Below are 17,162 nucleotides of genomic sequence, written 5' to 3'. Positions count from 1 at the left end.
CGCCGGCGGAGGTGTCCTGGCCGGAGGCGGTGCTGTCCTCGGCTGCGGGGGCCTTCTCGACGGCTGGGGTCTCTTCAGCGGGCGTGCTCGCCTCGACCGCGGGAGCCTCGCCGGAGGGCGTCTTCTTCTCGCCCTCCTCCCTCGCGGAAGCCTCTTCGGCAGGCGCTTCCTCGTCCGCCCCGGAAACCTTGTCAGAGGCCGCGTCCGTGTCGATGTCGACGGCGGGCTTCTCTTCGAGTTCCCCTTCGGAGGCGGTGGCGCCCGCCCCAGCCGGCGCTTCCCCCGCAGGCCCCTCTTCGACAGCGGTGGCCTCCTCCACACCGTCCCTCTCAGAGGAAACGGCGTGCTCGGCCGCAACACCCTTTGCGGGGGCGGCGTCTTCGGCAGGGGTGCTGTGCTGGATGTCGTCGGATGTGTCCGCCGGAGGGGCGTCCGGCGTCACTTCGGGCTCCGGGGTTGTCCGGCCCATGTCCGGCAGCTGGCGAGAGTTCGTGGTGCGCGACAACCCGAAGGTCCTTCCGTGCGAAACCCGGTGGTGATGCGGCGGACCAGGCTCGGGTAGTCGGGCCGCCGTTACTGGTACGGCTCACCGGCGGATTCAGTTCACCGGCCGAGGATCCGACCACCAGGGATTCAACCACCGGGAGTGCAACCGTCACGCCCGGCAAAGGTCAAGCCTCTCCCAACCGGTCCCGCAGCTCCCGCTTGAGGATCTTCCCGCTGGCGTTACGGGGCAGTTCGTCCACGAACACGACCCGCTTCGGCGCCTTGAAGTGGGCGAGGTTCTCGCGCGCGTGGGCAACCAGTTCGTCCTCCGTGACCGTGCCGCGGGGGACGACCACCGCGGTCACGGCCTCGATCCAGCGGTCGTCCGGCAGCCCGATCACCGCAACCTCGGCCACCTCGGGATGCGTGTAGAGCGCGTCCTCGACCTGCCGTGAAGCGACCAGGACGCCCCCGGAGTTGATGACGTCCTTCACCCGGTCGACGACGGTGAAGTACCCCTGGGCGTCCCGCACCACTAGATCGCCGGAGTGGAACCAGCCGTCCCGGAAGGCCTCGGCCGTCTCCTCGGGTTTGTCCCAGTAGCCCTCGCACAACTGCGGTGACCGGTAGACGACTTCACCGGACGTGCCGTCGGGCACGTCCTTGCCGTTCTCGTCGACCACTCTCGCGTCCACGAACAGCACCGGACGCCCGCAGGAGTCCAGACGTGCCTTCCGGTGCTCGTTCGGCGCGAGGACCATGGACAGCGGGCCGATCTCGCTCTGGCCGAAACAGTTGTAGAAGGCCAGCTTGGGAAGCCGTTCCCGCAGTCGTTCGAGGACGGGCACCGGCATGATCGACGCCCCGTAGTAGGCCTTGCGCAGCCCGCTCAGGTCGCGGGTCGCGAAGTCGGGACGGTTCGACAGGCCGATCCACACGGTGGGCGGCGCGAAGAGGCTGTCCGCGCGACCGTCCTCGATCAGGTCGAAGAGCTGCTCGGCGTCGGGTGCGTCGAGGATGGTGTTCCGCGCGCCGACCGCGAGATAGGGCAGCAGGAACACATGCATCTGCGCCGAGTGGTACAGCGGCAGCGAGTGCACGGGCAGGTCGCCCGCACTCAGGTCGAGCGCGGTGATCGCGCTCAGGTACTCGTGCACGAGCGCGCGGTGCGTCATCATCGCGCCCTTGGGCAGGGCCGTCGTACCGGAGGTGTAGAGCAACTGCACCAGATTCTCGGTGCGCGGCTCGGGACCGTCGTACGGAGGTGTCGATTCCAGCCGCGCGAGCAGCGAGTCGTCGGCGTCGCGCAGCGGCATCACGCGTACGCCGTCGGGGAGCCGGTCCGCGAGGTCGGGGTCGGCCAGGACGAGCGTGCTGCCGGACTGGCCGACGATGTACGAGAGGTCGTCGCCCGTCAGGTTCTGGTTGACCGGCACGTGTACGAGCCCGGCCCGCGAGCAGGCCAGGAAGCCGATGAGGTACGCGTCCGAGTTGTGGCCGTAGGCGCCGACGCGGTCGCCGGGGGCCAGGCTCGAGGAGGCCAGCACCTGGGCCGCGCGGGAAACGGCCTCGTCGAGTTCGGCGTACGTCCAGGAGCGGTCGCGGTAGGTGACCGCTGTGCGCTCGGGGGTACGTCGGGCACTGCGGCGCAGCACCCCGTCAACCGTGCTGCCGTGTCCAGGCGTCATGACACATGATCCTCGTTCCGTTCGGCGAGCGAGGTCAAGTCCCGTACCAGGAGGTCAGGACCCAGGCGCCTGTACGGCGTACACCGTTGTCACGCTCAACCGCCCCTTCCCTCAATGATGCTGGGAGGCACGATGCGCACCCGTCCGAGACAGCTTCTCGTCACGGCCGTCGCCCTGGCGACCGCCTCGGGCGCGCTGCTCCCGGCTTCGCCAGGGCCCTCGCCGACACCGTGACCGAACTGCGTACGGCGGGGATCGCCCTGGACGCGAAACTCGGGGCGAACCAGTTCGTCGTACGCGGTGGCCAGCGCATCCCGGTTCCGGGCGGGACCGAGTCGCTCGGCGTATGGAACAGGATCGAGCCGGTGTGGAACGCGGCGGCGGGCGGCTACACCGAGGTCACCATGGGTTCGAGTCACATCCAGGCGGTCGGCTGGGACGGCAGCGGCTGCCCGGTGGCCCGGACGCTCCTCACGTACTCCCAGTCGTCGAATCCGAACTCGGCCCACTTCGCCGACCAGACGCGGCTGTTCTCGCGTGAGCAGTGGGTGACGTCCCGCTTCTGCGAGAAGGACATCCTCTCCTCGCCCGCGCTGAAGGTGGTGCGAGTGCACGAGTAGGGAGGGGCACGTGTGGTCCTCCCCATGGGGGGGCGGGACCACACGCATGCGCGCCGGCCCCGAGGCGTCGTTGACCATCGGCGACAAAGGGCGCGTAATGGTAGTTATGGACATCAGGCCACCAAACCGGCCTCCCGCCCTGGAACGGTCACTCCTCGCATCCGAACCGCTACCCACATGTCGGACATCGTCCGGTCCACGACGGTTGGCCTGGCTGGACGCGTTGCGTGGCATCGCGGCACTCGTCGTGGTGTTCGAGCACGCGTCGTACTCCTTCATGCCGGAGTTCCGTCAGGAACTGATGCCGCAGTTCAACACCGGCCGGTACGGCATCCTGGTGTTCTTCCTGGTCAGCGGCTACATCATCCCCGCCTCACTGGAGCGCCGGGGCTGTGTCCGGACGTTCTGGATCGGGCGGGTGTTCCGCATGTACCCGCTGTGGGCGACCGCCGTCGCCGCCGTCCTCGCCGTCAGCTTCCTGGGCCTCGCGGACATGCGCGACTTCGGTGGCCAGAGCACGGCCACGACGGCCGTCGCCCATGCCGGATTGCTTCAGGAGCTGCTGGGGACACCCAGCGTTCTGCTCGTCCTGTGGACGCTCTCGTACGAGATGGCCTTCTATCTGCTGGTCGTCGCGCTCTTCACGGTCCGGCTGCACCAGCGGTCGGCGGCGGTCGCCGTCACCCTGGCCGTGCTGGCCGCCGTGAGCGTGGCGGCAGGGATCACGCTGCCTGCCTCCGGCCTGTCCGACCTGGTCGGCACGGGCCTGCTCATCGGGCTCGCCTCGGGCGCCCTGGTCGTCGCGATCTGCTGTGCCAGCTCCGGGTCGCCCGCACTTCGCGTGTTCGGTGGGGTGCTGGGCGGGGTCCTGGCACTCGTCCTGGTCCCGTTCAACGGCACGGTCCCGCTGTGGGAGGGCCTGATCATCCTCGCCGTGATGTTCCTCGGCACCGCCGTCCACCGGGCCGAGAAGGGTCAGAGCTCCTGGTGGTGGGCGGGCGGCACGGCCGCGGTGGTGGTCGGCTGTGCCGTGGCCGGCGCGTACTGGAGCAGCGACGAGGCCCCCTTCACCCGGCAGGGCTGGATCGTGGCGTTCCTGCTGGCCGTGTTCACCTTCGGTGTCGCGCTGGCGTTGCGCCACCGGCGGATACCGCGCGGGCTGATCTGGCTGGGCATGATCAGTTACTCGGTCTATCTGCTGCACCCGGTGCTGCTGGCGATGAGCGACGGCACGATCGGCCGGTGGCCGCGCGACAATCCCGTACTCGTGCTGGCGTTCTTCGCCGTGCTCCTGCCGCTGTGCGCGCTGACCTACCGGTACATCGAGGCTCCGGGCCAGGCGTGGGGCCGGAAGCTGGCACGCCGCGTCGAGCCGTCGCGGCGAGCGTCCGGGCAACACCTGCACGCCGAGAAGCCGCAGGTGCGCCCCGGGACTTCACCTGAGGCGCGTCACGCCGCACATCACCCTGCACCCCATACCGCACGTCCCGTCGCCCCGGACCGGGCAGAGGTCCAGGGCGACGTGCCTGTCGGATCCTGAGCTCACACGGGCCGGGTCCGCCCCTCCCAGTACGGGTCCCTCAGTCGCCGCTTGTAGAGCTTGCCGTTGGGATCGCGTGGCATCGCCTCGATGAAGTCGACGCTCCTGGGCCGCTTGTACCCCGCCAGTTGCTGCTCGCAGTGCTCCAGGATCGCGGCGGCCAGCGCCTCGCCCGCCTCGAAGCCGGGGGCCGGCTCGACGACTGCCTTGACCGCCTCGCCCCAGTCGTCGTGCGGAATCCCGAAGGCGGCGGCGTCGGCGACGGCGGGGTGGGTGAGCAGGGCGGCCTCGATCTCGGCGGGGTAGATGTTGACCCCGCCCGAGATGATCATGTCGATCTTGCGGTCGCGGAGGAAGAGATAACCGTCCTCGTCGAGATATCCCAGGTCACCGACGGTGAAGAAGTCCCCGATGCGGTTCTTCTTCGTCTTGTTCTCGTCCTTGTGGTACGAGAATCCGCCCGTGCTCATCTTCATGTAGACGGTGCCCAGCTCACCGGGCGGCAGCCGGTTTCCGTCGTCGTCGAAGACGGCCAGCTCGCTGATGGGCCAGGCCTTGCCGACCGTGCCGGGCTTCTTCAGCCAGTCCTCGGCGGTCGCGAAGGCACCGCCGCCCTCACTGGCCGCGTAGTACTCCTCGACACTGTGGCCCCACCACTCGATCATGGCCCGTTTCACGTGGTCCGGGCACGGGGCGGCGCCGTGGATGGCGTGCCGCATGGACGACACGTCATAGGCCGCCCTCGTGCGCTCCGGCAACGCGAGCAGGCGGTGGAACTGGGTCGGGACCATATGGGTGTGCGTGCACCGGTGGGCGTCGATGAGCCGGAGCATCTCCTCGGGCGTCCACTTGTCCATCAGCACCAGCCGGTGCCCGATGTGCAGGGACGCGCCCGCGAACTGGAGGACCGCCGTGTGGTAGAGCGGCGAGCACACCAGATGCACGTTGTCGTCGAACGCCTTGATGCCGAAGATGCCGAGGAAGCCGCCGAGGTAGGTCTCCTCGGGGAGCTTGCCGGGCAGGGGGCGCCGGATGCCGCGCGGGCGGCCCGTGGTCCCGGAGGTGTAGTTCATGACCCAGCCGAGCGTGCGGTCCTCCGGCACCGACCCGGGCTGCCCGTCCAGGAGTTCGGCGTACGGCCTGAAGCCCTGAACCGCGCCGACCGCGTACCGCCGCTCCTCGGGGAGCTTCGCCTCGTCGGCCGCGTGGCGTGCCGCGTCGGCGAACCGCTCGTGCGCGATCAGCACCTTGGCGCCGGAGTCGGAGACGATCCAGGCGATCTCGGGGCCGACGAGGTGGTGGTTGACGGGCACGAGATAGAAGCCGGCCTGCGAGGCGGCGAGGAATGCGGTGAAGAACTCGACGCCGTTGGGCAGCACGACGGCGAAGGCGTCGCCGCGTTCGAGCCCGGCGGCGCGCAGTCCGTGCACCAGCCGGTTGGCCTCGGCGTGCAGGCGTCCGGCGGTCCACTCCTCCCCGTCGGTAGCGATGAGCACGGTGCGCTCGGGGTCGGCGGTGGCCTGGGCCCAGAAGCCGTTGGGGGGCTGGCTCACTCGGGGCTCCTTCCGGCGATGCGGTTGAGTCGGTCGACGGCCTTCTCGAAATCGCGGGTGAGGTCGTCGACGACTTCCTGGACGCTGCGTTCGCTGTTCATCCGGCCGACGATCTGTCCCACGGGGGTCCCGAGCAGCGGTTCGACCTCGTGCCGCTGGATCCGCGAGACCGCGTCGGCGACCAGCAGCCCCTGCAGGGGCATGGGGAGGGTGCCGGGTCCGTTCGGGTCGTCCCAGGCGTCGGTCCATTCGGTACGCAGCTGGCGTGCGGGTTTCCCGGTCAGCGCACGCGAGCGGACCGTGTCGCCCGACCCGGCGGCGAGCAGTTTCCGGGTCAGGGCACGCGAGTGCATGTCGGCCTCTGTGACGGTCAGCCATATGGAGCCGAGCCACACACCCTGGGCGCCGAGCGTGAGCGCGGCGGCCATCTGCTGTCCGCTGCCGATACCGCCCGCCGCGAGCACGGGCAACGGGGCGACGGCCTCGACCACTTCGGGCGTCAGGACCATCGAGGCGATGTCACCGGTGTGGCCGCCCGCCTCGTAGCCCTGCGCGACGACGATGTCGATGCCCGCCTCGGCGTGCTTGCGCGCGTGCCGGGCGCTGCCCGCGAGCGCGGCGACGAGCACGTTCTGGTCGTGGGCGCGCTGGATGACGTCGGCGGGTGGTGACCCGAGCGCGTTGGCCAGCAGCTTGATCGGATAGTCGAAGGCGACGTCGAGTTGGTTGCGGGCGACCTGTTCCATCCAGCCGGTGATGCGCCAGCCGGAGGCCTCGCCCTCGGCGAGTTCGGGCACCCCGTACTTGGCCAGGGTGTCCTTGACGTACTGGCGGTGCCCTTCGGGGATCATCGCCTCCACGTCCGCCTCGGTCACGCCCTCGACCTTCTTGGCGGGCATGACGACGTCCAGTCCGTACGGCATGCCGTCGACGTGCGCCTCGATCCAGTCGAGGTCGCGCTTGAGGTCGTCGGGGGCGGTGTAGCGGACCGCACCGAGCACACCGAACCCGCCGGCCCGGCTGATGGCAGCGACGACGGCGGGGAACGGCGTGAAGCCGAAGAGGGCGTGCTCGACTCCCAGTTTCTTGCTCAGCTCCGTCTGCATGGGCGCAGGATGCCGCAGTCCTCCGGACGAAGGAAGACCTTTTCTGATGGGCCGTCAGTTTCCGGCGGTTTTCTCGAACCGGGACCGGTCCGGGCGGCACCGTTGACACGTCCCCCGTCCGACACAAAAGTTTCACCGAGCACGGCGAACTCGGAAAGATACTTTCAGGCGGCCACAGCGTCTCAACGGAAGGCTCCTCGATGACGGACAGAGCGGGCGGCGGGCCGACCCGACGTCAACTGGGCCGGGGTTTGACCGCGTTGGGCGGCGCGCTGATCCTCGCGCCCCTCCCCGCCGCGTCGGCGGCACCCGGCGCCGATGCGAGCAACGGCGACGGCCACGGCCGCCCGACCCTGCGGCACGGCTCCGCCGAACGTGCCGGACTGCTCCCCGCCCAGCTGCGCCAACTCGTCACCGACGCCGAGGCGTTCCTCGGCCCCTCCCCCAAGTACCCCTGGTACGCGGGCGCCGTGCTGCTCGCCGGACGCGGCGGCACGGTCGCGCTGCACCACCCGATCGGCAAGGCGGTGCGCTACTCGGCGTACGACGAAAAGACCGACACCGCCGTGGAGTTCCCCGCCGACCAGCAGATCTCGATGGCACGGGACACGGTCTTCGACCTCGCGTCGGTGTCGAAACTGTTCACGTCGATCCTCGCCGTGCAGCAGATCGAGCGCGGCGAGTTGGAGCTGGAGGGGAAGGTCGCCTCCTACCTCCCCGACTTCGGCGGCGCGGGCAAGCAGGACATCACGATCCGTCAACTGCTCACCCATACCTCGGGGTTCCGCGCCTGGATCCCGCTCTACAGCGCGCCGACGTACGAGGAGAAGCTCCAGCTCATCTGGAAGGAGGCGCCGCTCAACCCGCCGGGCACCAGGTACCTCTACTCGGACCTCAACCTGATCTCGCTCCAGCTCGTCCTGGAGAAGATCACCGGTCGCACCCTCGACACCCTGCTGCGCAGCGAGATCACCGACCCGCTCGGGATGCGCCGCACCCGCTTCAACCCGCCCGCCTCCTGGAAGCCGAAGACCGCCGCCACCGAGGACGCCCGCAAACCGTGGTCGGGGCTCGACCGCGGCCTGGTCTGGGGCGAGGTGCACGACGAGAACGCGTACAGCCTCGGCGGTGTGGCGGGCCACGCCGGTGTCTTCTCCACCGCGTGGGACCTGGCGGTCCTCGGCCGGGCGCTGCTCAACGGCGGCACGTACGGCAGGGCGCGCATCCTGGAGCCCGAGTCCGTGGAGTTGATGTTCACCGACTTCAACACGGCCTTCCCGGGCGACGAGCACGGCCTCGGCTTCGAGCTCTACCAGCACTGGTACATGGGCGCGATGGCCACACCGCGCACCGCGGGCCACACCGGCTTCACCGGCACCTCGCTCGTCCTCGACCCGACGACCGACTCGTTCCTCATCGTGCTCGGCAACTCCGTGCATCCCGTGCGCAGTTGGCGGTCGGGTTCCGCTCCCCGGGTGGCCGCCGCCAACAATCTGGCCCGCGCCGTTCCGGTCCGGCCCGCGCGAGGACGTACGGCCTGGTTCTCCGGCATGACGACCGCCACGTCCGCCACGCTGACGCTGCCCGCGCTGGATCTCGGTGCGGGAGGCCGTCTGCGGTGCGCCCTGTGGTGGGACACCGAACCGCAGGCGGACGCCCTCTTCCTGGAGTCCTCGACGGACGGCGGCACGACGTGGGTGCCGGTGCCGTTCACCACCGTCCGGCACGGCGAGGCCGCCCAGGACCATCCCGCCGGTTCCGTCACCGGCTGGTCGGGCCGTGCCTGGCACCGGCTCTCCGCGGATCTTCCCGAGGCCCGGCAGCTCGTCCTGCGCTGGCGGTACGCGACGGACCGGCTCTACGTCGGCCGAGGCGCGTACGTGGACGCGCAGCGCGTCGCGGACGGCGACCGGGTCGTGTTCGACGAGGCCAGGCCCGCGGACGCGGCACGGATCGAGGCAGTGGGCTGGACGGCGGCCAAGGACTGACCGCCGGAGCCGACGACGGCGTGAACGAGCCGTCGCCGGGCGCTACTTGGCGGTCACGCAGTCGGTCACGCAGTCGGTCACGGAGACTCCTCCAGCAGCGCCATGGCCGCGTTGTGTCCCGGTACTCCGCTCACCCCGCCGCCGCGCACCGCGCCCGCGCCGCACAGCAGGACGTTCGCGTGTGCGGTCTCCACTCCCCAGCGGCCCGTGCCCTCCTGCACATAGGGGAAGGCGAGGTCGCGATGGAAGATGTTGCCGCCGGGCAGCCGCAGGTCGCGCTCCAGGTCGAGCGGTGTCTTGGCCTCGATGCAGGGGCGGCCGTCCGCGTCGGTCGCCAGGCAGTCGGCGAGCGGTTCGGCGAGGTGCGCGTCCAGTTGCGCGAGCGTCGACTTGAGCAGTTCCTCGCGTACGCCGTCGTTGTCGTGGGCGAAGAGCCGGGCGGGTGTGTGCAGACCGAAGAGCGTGAGCGTGTGGTAGCCCTGCTGCACCAGGTCCGGGCCGAGGATCGTCGGATCGGTGAGCGAGTGGCAGTAGATCTCGGAGGGCGGCGCCTCGGGCAGCGCACCGGACGCCGCCTGGGCATGGGCGGTCGCCAACTGCTCGTATCCCTCGGCGATGTGGAAGGTCCCGGAGAAGGCCTCGCGCGGATCGACGGACGTGTCGCGCAGCCGGGGCAGCCGCTTCAGCAGCATGTTCACCTTGAGCTGGGCGCCTTCGGCCGGGGCGGGCGGCTCGTCGCCGGTGAGCCGGGCGAGCTCCTGCGGGGAGGCGTTGACGAGGACGTGCCGGGCCGAGACCGTCCGCTCGCCGTCCGGGGTCCGGTACGTGACCTCGGCGGCCCGTCCGTCGGTCTCCACGCGGACCGCCTCGTGGCCGGTGGCGACGACCGCGCCCGCGGCGCGCGCGGCTCCGGCGATGGCGTCGGTGAGCGCGCCCATGCCGCCGACCGGCACGTCCCAGGCTCCCGTCCCGCCGCCGATCACGTGGTAGAGGAAGCAGCGGTTCTGCCGCAGGGACGGGTCGTGGGCGTCGGCGAAGGTGCCGATGAGCGCGTCGGTGAGGACGACGCCGCGTACGAGGTCGTCGCTGAAGTTGTCCTCGACGGTCGTCCCGAGCGGCTCCTCGAAGAGGATCTTCCACGCCTCCTCGTCGTCGATGCGGCGGCGCAGTTCGTCGCGTGTGGGCAGGGGTTCGGTGAGGGTGGGGAACACCTTCTTGGCGACGCGGCCGGTCATCCCGTAGAAGCGCTGCCATGCCTGGTACTCGCGGGCGGACCCGGTCAGCTTGGCGAAGGCCTCCCGGGTGCGCCGTTCGCCGCCCCCGACGAGCAGTCCGGTCGGCCGTCCGTCCCGCTCGGTGGGGGTGTACGAGGACACGGTGCGACCGCGGACCCGGAAGTCGAGGCCGAGGTCCCGCACGATCTTCCGGGGCAGCAGGCTGACCAGGTACGAGTACCGCGACAGCCGGGCGTCGACACCGGCGAACGGGCGGGTCGACACGGCCGCCCCGCCGGTGACCCCCAGCCGCTCCAGGACCAGCACCGACTTCCCGGCCCGCGCCAGATAGGCAGCGGCGACCAGCCCGTTGTGTCCCCCGCCGACGATGACGACGTCCTGCTCCCGGTATCCCTCGAATGCACCCATGCTTCTTGGTAACACGCGATGATCTAGGTCGGCCAGACACACGCGGCAACCGGCCCCGTAAGGGGCGCGGGGAACTGCGCGCCCAGCCACGGCCGACCCGCACCCGACGAACAACCTGGGCAGGGGGCCTGGGGCGCAGCCCCCCGGCCCAGAACCCGCGCACCCCGGCGGAGCGTCACCGCTGACGCAACGCCGCGACCCTCCGATACAACTCCACCGCCTCCGCACCCCGCCCCAGCTGCTCCAGACAGTGCGCCTCGTCGTTGCGGCTGGCCAGCGCGTCGGGATGGTCACCGCCCAGCACACGCTCGCGCGCGGCGGCCACCTGGCGGTACTCCGTGAGCGCGTCGGCCCACCGGCCCAGCCAGCCGAGCCCGACGGCGACCTCGCGACGACTGACCAGGGTGTCCGGGTGGTCGGGACCGAGCACACGCTCGCGGATCGCGCACACGTCACGGGACTCCGCCAGCGCCTCCTCCCAGCGGCCGAGCCGGCCGAGGTTGACACCGAGCCCGTGCCGGGCGCGCAGGGCCTCGGGATGGGCGGGCCCGTGGACGCGGGTGCGGTCGTCGATCAGGCCGCGGTACAGCTCCAGCGCCTGGGCGCTGCGCCCGAGCCGGCCGAGGCTGATGCCGACCTCGTAGCGCGCGGCGAGTGTGTCGGGATGGTCGGGGCCGAGCGCCTGCGCCCGCGCCTCGGCGACCTCCTGGTATGTCTGCAGTGCCTCCGGCCAGCGGCCCAACTGCCCGAGCGCGTACGCGACTTCGTACCGGGTGACGAGCGTGTCGGGATGGTTCGCGCCGAGCACCCGGGCGCGCGACGCGGCCACCTCGCTCGCCATCCGGTACGAGTCCTCCAGCCGCCCGAGTCTGCTGAGGTTGAAGGCGAGGTTGTGGCGGCAGCGCAGGGTGTCGGGGTGCTCGGGCCCCATGGCGCGTTCCCGGGCGGCGAGTACGGCCGTGTACACCTGGTGTGCTTCGAAGTGGCGGCCCAACTGGCCCAGTACATAGGCCATTTCCTGGCGGGCGGCCAGGGTGTCCGGGTGGTCGGGGCCGAACACGTGCTCCCTGGTCTGGGCCACATGCCCGTACTCGCGCAGCGCGTCGGCGGGGCGGCCGGTGCGGCTGAGGGTGAAGCCGACCTCGTAGCGGCTGGCCAGTGTGTCGGGGTGGTCGGGGCCGAGCGCGTGTTCGCGTTCGGCGGCGACCGCGCGGTGCACCTCGCCCGCCTCCGCCCAGCGGCCGAGCCGCCCCAGGCTCAGTCCCGCGTTGTGCCGGCCGGTGAGGGTGGTGATCAACTCCGGTGACGGTGTGGGCCGTTCGGCAGGAACCGGGTCCTGGGTGCCGCGCGTGTCGGTGCGCGCGATCCAGTCGCCGGTGAGGCCCGCGGCTGCGTCGGGCGGTGTGGTGCGCAGGCCCGCCCCGGTCGCCTTGTGGCCGGTGGTCATCCCGCGGGTCCAGGAGGGCAGCCGCTCCTCGCGTGCGGCGGGGCGCTCCGGCGCCGAGGGCCGCACCGGAGGCGACACCACGGTCGGCACGTACGCCGGAGCCGTGCGGCCCGCGCCGATGCGGCGGCCCAGCTCACGGGCGTCGTGCGGTCGCTGCTCGGGTTCCTTGGCCAGCAGGTCCAGGATGATCCGGTCCAGGAACTCGGGGAGCTCGGCGCGATGGCGGCGCGGCGGCTCGGGAGTCGTGTCCCGGTGGCCGACCAGGACCGCCCACGCGTCGTCGAGGTCGAACGGGGGCGCCCCGGTCGCGATCTCGTACAGCACGCAGCCGAAGGAGTAGAGGTCGCTGCGGTGGTCGACCTGGTCGCCGCCGATCTGCTCGGGCGACATGTAGTGCGGGGTGCCCATGGCGATGCCGGTACCGGTGAGTCTGGAGGTGAAGCCGATGTCGTGCCCGAGGCGAGCTATGCCGAAGTCGCAGATCTTCACCGTGCCGTCGCCGAGCCGCATGATGTTCGCGGGTTTCAGGTCCCGGTGCACGATGCCCTGTTGGTGGGTGTACGCGAGGGCGGCAGCCGCCTGCTCGCCGATCTCCACGATGTCCGCGACGGGCAGCGGATGGTGTTTGTTGTCCTCCAGGAGCTGGCTGAGGTTGCGCCCGTCCAGCAGCTCCATCACCAGATAGAGCACGCCGTCCGACTCGCCGAAGTCGTGGACGACGGTCACCCCGCGGTGCTGGAGTGCCGCGGCCACCCGTGCCTCGCGGCGAAACCGCTCCCGCAGGACACGGGTGAACGAGTTGTCGTGGTGCTGGCCCAACGGTTTGAGGCACTTCACGGCGACCTGTCTGCCCAGCGACTCGTCCCGGGCACGCCACACCTCACCCATCCCCCCTCGACCGATCAGGTCGAGCAACCGGTACCGGCCCTGGATCAGCCTGGTGTCCCCCATCTGCTGCGATCGCCCCCGTCGTTCGGCCCTGCCCTCCCCTGGCTCGTCCAGTATGGCGAGCTATCGTCCGACTTTGTACGGGGCCCGCCGCGAGCCGGGGCCGAGCCGTGACATCGTGCGGATAATGTGTTTGGGCGGCAGTTGCCGGTGTAGACGTGCGGGAACGCAGTGCAACACGGTGCCGGTGAGGCGCGGTTGCCGCGTCACCGTGCCGGGCGACCGTACGGATCTTCCGTACAACTCATGGGCGTACGGCTGCAGTGAGACGTACACCGGCTGCGCCACCCGCTGCCACAACGACGCGCGCGCCGGGACCGGCAGCGGATGGTCGGGCGGCCGGCGCGGGATGTCGTCGACGTCCCGTGCCGCCGGGGACCTCGGTGATGGGGTCGCCGTGCGCCTGCCGGCAGAGTCGGCTCAGGAGACGGGCTCGGGTTCCTTGCGTTCCGCCTCCGCCGGTGCCGCCTTCTGGAGGCTGCTTCCTTCGACGTCGAGGTCGGGCAGGATCCTGTCCAGCCAGGCGGGCAGCCACCAGGCGCCCCGGCCGGCGAGGGCGAGTACCGCCGGTACGAGCGTCATGCGGACGGCGAAGGCGTCGATGGCCACGCCGACGGCCAGCGCGAACGCGATGGGTTTGATCAGGGAGTCGTCCAGCGGGAAGAACCCGGCGAAGACGGTGAACATGATCAGGGCGGCGGCGGTGACGACCCGCACGCTGTGGCGCGCGCCGTCGACGACCGACTGGCGGGCCCGGCCGGTGTGGGCCCATTCCTCTCGCATCCCGGACACGAGGAACACCTCGTAGTCCATGGCCAGTCCGAACAGCACGCCGATCAGGATGATCGGCAGGAAGCTGACGACCGGTCCGCTGTGGGGCACGCCGAGGACGTCGGCCAGCCAGCCCCACTGGAAGACGGCGACGACCAGACCGAGTGAGGCGCCCACCGAGAGGAGGAAGCCGACGGCGGCCTTGACGGGGATGACCAGTGACCGGAAGACGATCATCAGCAGGAGCAGGCTGAGGCCGACGACGATGGCGACGAAGGGCAGCAGGGAGTCGCTGAGGCGGTTCGAGACGTCGATATTGACGGCGGTGGTGCCGGTGACCGCGACCGAGGCGCCGGTGTCGTCCCGGAGGCCGGGCGCGGCCTCGCGGATGTCGCGGACCAGTTGGTCGGTGCGGACACTGTCGGGGCCGGAGGCGGGGAGGACGGTGATGACGCTCTGCGTCGGGTCGCCGGTGGGCTGGGGCGGCAGGACGGCCTTGACGTTCTTGAGGGTGCTCAGCTTCTCGGCCACCTGAGCGCCGGCCTGTGAACTCGTGGCAGCCGTACCGTCGTCGGTCTCGGCCAGTACGAGCAGCGGGCCGTTGAAGCCGGGGCCGAACTTCTCGCTGATCGTGTCGTAGGCCTTGCGCTCGGTGGAGGCGTGCGGGGCGGCGCCGTTGTCGGGCAGCGCCAGGCGCAGGTCCATGACGGGCAGGGCGAGGGTCACCAGGATGCCCGCCACGGCGAGCACGGTCAGCAGCGGCTTGGCGATGACCCACTTGGTCCAGCGGGTGCCCAGGGTGGTGCGGCCGGTGGCCCCCTCGGTGTCGGCGGCCCGCCGGGCGGCGCGGGTGCCGGGCTTGGGGGCGAGCCGCGAACCGGCGAATCCCGCGACGGCCGGGACGAGGGTGATCGCGGCCAGCACGGCGACGAGGACGGCGCCGGCGGCCCCGAGACCCATCGTGGTCAGGAACGGGATGCCGATGACGCTGAGGGCGGCGAGCGCGATGATCACGGTGATGCCGGCGAAGACGACGGCGCTTCCGGCCGTACCGACGGCCAGCGCGACGGATTCCTTCGGGTCGGTTCCGCGGGCCAGTTGCTGACGGTGGCGCGAGAGGATGAACAGGACGTAGTCGATGCCCACGGCCAGGCCCAGCATCAGGGCGAGCGTGACGGCCGTGGAGGAGACGCTGACCGCGGGTGCGAGAGCGAGGAGCCCGGCCAGACCGACCGCCACGCCGATCAGGGCGGGCAGCAGCGCCATTCCGGCGGCCAGCAGTGAACCGAACGTGACGACGAGCACGAGCAGCGCCACGGCCACACCGATGATCTCCGACGGCCCGACATGAACTCCCTTGCTGTTGAAGACGGAACCGCCGACCGAGGTCCGCAGCCCGTCCGTCTCGGCCGTGCGTGCCGCGTCCTGGATCACGTCCACGGATGACGTACGGACCTCCGCGGTCTGCACGGGGTACTGGATCTGGACGATCGCCGTCGTCCGGTCGCCCGAGACGGCGCCGGAGGACTGCGGGTCGACGACTTCGCTGACCTGGGGCGCCCGTTCCGCCTCCGCCACGGCCCGGGCGATGGCCGCCGTGTAGGGGGCCTCGGTGACCCGTTGGCCCTCGGGCGCGGTGAAGACGATCTGGGCACTCGCGCCCGATGCCTCCGGAAGGGTCTTGCTCAGACTGTCCAACGCCCGCTGCGATTCGGTGCCCGGCACCGAGAAGCGGTCGTCGAGCTTGCTGCCGAAGACGCCGACGCAGGTGATGAGCGCAGCCAGGACGAAGAGCCATATACCCAGGACGAGCTTTCGGTGGCGGTAGGCACCGTGGCCCAGCCGGTGAAGCAGGACGGCCATGACGAACTCCCTCGAACGGAATCGATGGGCCGACTTTATCACCTGCTCAAGTCGCTCGACATAGTCCATGGACTTTGACGCGCATCATTGGCTCATCAGCGCAGGTCAAGCGAACAGTGTGAGTGACAGAATCATTCGACATTGTCAGGCGACCATGTCGTCTGTAAGTTGCTTACCGACCCCGTCATACCCCTGAGCCAGGGAGTGACCGTGCCCCAGACCCCGCCCCAGACACACAGCAGGCGAGACACCGACGTCGTCGTGATCGGCCCCGGTACGGCGGATCAGCCAGGACGCCGGTGGAGTCACTGTGGTGTCCGACGCCGGCGACTGGCGGGCCGACCGGGTGATCGTCGCCGTACCTCCGCTCCTGGCCTCTCGCATTGCCTGGGACCCGCTGCTGCCTCCGCAGCAGGACCAGCTGTTCCAGCGGCTGCCCTTCGGCACGCTCATGAGGTGCGTGGCCGTCTACGACACCCCGTTCTGGCGCGCCGAGGGCCTGTCCGGCATAGGCCTGCTGCGGGGCGGTTCGCCGATCCGCGAGATGTTCGACAACTCCCCGCCCGACGGCGGACCGGGCGTCCTCAGGGGATTCCTCGGCGGCAAGGAGTGGCGCAAGTGGGCGCACCGCCCCGCGGGCGAGCGTCGCGGCGCGGTACTGCGGTCCTTCGCCCAGGTCGTCGGGGACCGGGCCTACGACACCGTCGACTACGTCGAGCAGGACTGGACCGCCGAGCAGTGGACCCGGGGTGGGCCGACGTCCGTCGCCGCCCCCGGAGTGCTGACCGAGTACGGGGAGTGGCTGGGCCGGGCGTTCGGGCGCGTGCACCGGGCGGAGTCCGAGTTCTCCCCTACTGGAACGGCTTCATGGACGGCGCCGTCCGCTCCGGCCGGCACACCGCCACCGAACTCCTGCATCAGAGCTGACCGAGATCAGTAGTAAGCGATCACGAAACGAAGCGATCACAGAACGAAGAAGGAGAACCGCACATGACCAGGTTCCACGTCACCGAACACGCCGTCGTCGACGCTCCCGTCGAGCGCGTCTGGGAGGTCGTCTCCCGCACCGACCGCTACGCCGAGTGGGTCGCCGGTGCGATCGAGGTCACCGACCACCACGGCATCGCCACCGTTGGCAGGACCTACGCCGAACGCAACCGCACCCTCGGCCCGTTGCGCACCGACTCGGTGTGGACCGTGGTGGAGATCGATCCCCTGAGGCGCCGCGTCGACACCGGCGTCGGGTTCGCCCCGCTGAAGGAGGTGACCAGCGTCTTCGAGTTCGAGCCGGTCCGGGGCGCCGAGGGGAGGGAGGCCACGCAGATGACGTACAAGGTGGAATACGTCATTGGCCTCGGCCCGGTCGGACTTGTGCTCGACCGGATACAGCAGCCGGGCATGCGGGCGAACATGCGCACCTCGATGGCCAACCTGAACACCTTGATCCGTTCCGAGACCCTCAACACGCGCGGCTGACCACAGGCCAAGGGCGCACTCGTACCGTACGAG

At 70.5% G+C, this 17,162-nt stretch carries 10 protein-coding genes and 3 pseudogenes; 5 read left to right on the top strand and 8 right to left on the bottom strand.

Annotation, left to right across the window (positions count from 1 at the left end; all coding sequences use genetic code 11):
* Positions 1 to 442 (bottom strand): annotated as a pseudogene (locus AOK17_RS36685) (hypothetical protein); the annotation flags it as partial.
* A 229-nt stretch (positions 443 to 671) separates the two neighbouring features.
* Positions 672 to 2,174: an acyl-CoA synthetase gene (locus AOK17_RS36680; protein ID WP_055616926.1), complete on the bottom strand. Its 1,503-nt coding sequence runs from the start codon at positions 2,172 to 2,174 to the stop codon at positions 672 to 674.
* Between the two features lie 194 nt (positions 2,175 to 2,368).
* On the opposite strand from AOK17_RS36680, the pseudogene AOK17_RS36675 reads away from it, so the two are divergent.
* Together AOK17_RS36675 and AOK17_RS36670 are read left to right on the top strand one after the other, a co-directional pair.
* Positions 2,369 to 2,794: pseudogene (locus AOK17_RS36675) on the top strand (penicillin acylase family protein); the annotation flags it as partial.
* A 205-nt stretch (positions 2,795 to 2,999) separates the two neighbouring features.
* Positions 3,000 to 4,334 carry an acyltransferase family protein gene (locus tag AOK17_RS36670; protein ID WP_245697597.1) on the top strand — a complete coding sequence of 445 codons (1,335 nt, stop codon included), beginning with the start codon at positions 3,000 to 3,002 and terminating at the stop codon, positions 4,332 to 4,334.
* Positions 4,335 to 4,336: 2 nt separating this feature from the next.
* Here AOK17_RS36670 and AOK17_RS36665 read toward each other — a convergent pair whose 3' ends face one another.
* On the bottom strand, positions 4,337 to 5,887 hold the full coding sequence (locus tag AOK17_RS36665) for an acyl-CoA synthetase (RefSeq protein WP_055616924.1): 1,551 nt from the start codon (positions 5,885 to 5,887) through the stop codon (positions 4,337 to 4,339).
* Positions 5,884 to 6,993 (bottom strand): NAD(P)H-dependent flavin oxidoreductase, encoded by a 1,110-nt coding sequence (locus tag AOK17_RS36660; protein WP_055616923.1) that lies wholly within the window; start codon positions 6,991 to 6,993, stop codon positions 5,884 to 5,886. The genes AOK17_RS36665 and AOK17_RS36660 overlap by 4 nt, the downstream gene beginning before the upstream one ends.
* Before the next feature lie 200 nt (positions 6,994 to 7,193).
* Between AOK17_RS36660 and AOK17_RS36655 the strand changes: the two genes are divergently transcribed.
* Positions 7,194 to 8,981 (top strand): serine hydrolase domain-containing protein, encoded by a 1,788-nt coding sequence (locus AOK17_RS36655; protein ID WP_055616922.1) that lies wholly within the window; start codon positions 7,194 to 7,196, stop codon positions 8,979 to 8,981.
* Positions 8,982 to 9,058: 77 nt separating this feature from the next.
* On the opposite strand, the gene AOK17_RS36650 is transcribed toward AOK17_RS36655, so the two are convergent.
* From AOK17_RS36650 to AOK17_RS36640, 4 genes and pseudogenes are all read right to left on the bottom strand, one after another.
* Positions 9,059 to 10,624, bottom strand: a complete 1,566-nt coding sequence (locus tag AOK17_RS36650) for a phytoene desaturase family protein (RefSeq protein ID WP_055616921.1) — start codon at positions 10,622 to 10,624, stop codon at positions 9,059 to 9,061.
* A 175-nt stretch (positions 10,625 to 10,799) separates the two neighbouring features.
* Complete coding sequence (locus AOK17_RS36645) at positions 10,800 to 13,022, bottom strand: serine/threonine-protein kinase (RefSeq protein ID WP_055616920.1); 2,223 nt, start codon at positions 13,020 to 13,022, stop codon at positions 10,800 to 10,802.
* 60 nt (positions 13,023 to 13,082) lie between these two features.
* Positions 13,083 to 13,388, bottom strand: a pseudogene (locus AOK17_RS52800) (oxygenase MpaB family protein); the annotation flags it as partial.
* A gap of 51 nt (positions 13,389 to 13,439) precedes the next feature.
* Entirely contained in the window at positions 13,440 to 15,653 is a 2,214-nt protein-coding gene (locus AOK17_RS36640; RefSeq protein WP_055616919.1) for an MMPL family transporter, read from the bottom strand.
* Between the two features lie 313 nt (positions 15,654 to 15,966).
* Between AOK17_RS36640 and AOK17_RS36635 the strand changes: the two genes are divergently transcribed.
* Both AOK17_RS36635 and AOK17_RS36630 read left to right on the top strand, forming a co-directional pair.
* On the top strand, positions 15,967 to 16,593 hold the full coding sequence (locus AOK17_RS36635) for a flavin monoamine oxidase family protein (protein WP_245697595.1): 627 nt from the start codon (positions 15,967 to 15,969) through the stop codon (positions 16,591 to 16,593).
* A gap of 50 nt (positions 16,594 to 16,643) precedes the next feature.
* Positions 16,644 to 17,129: an SRPBCC family protein gene (locus AOK17_RS36630; RefSeq protein WP_055616918.1), complete on the top strand. Its 486-nt coding sequence runs from the start codon at positions 16,644 to 16,646 to the stop codon at positions 17,127 to 17,129.
* The last annotated feature ends 33 nt before the right edge of the window (positions 17,130 to 17,162 follow it).

This window comes from Streptomyces phaeochromogenes (assembly GCF_001418655.1).
Taxonomy (GTDB): Bacteria; Actinomycetota; Actinomycetes; order Streptomycetales; family Streptomycetaceae; genus Streptomyces; species Streptomyces phaeochromogenes.
The sequence above is the reverse complement of the archived record's forward strand: the minus strand, read 5'-3'. Positions and strand labels throughout refer to the sequence as shown.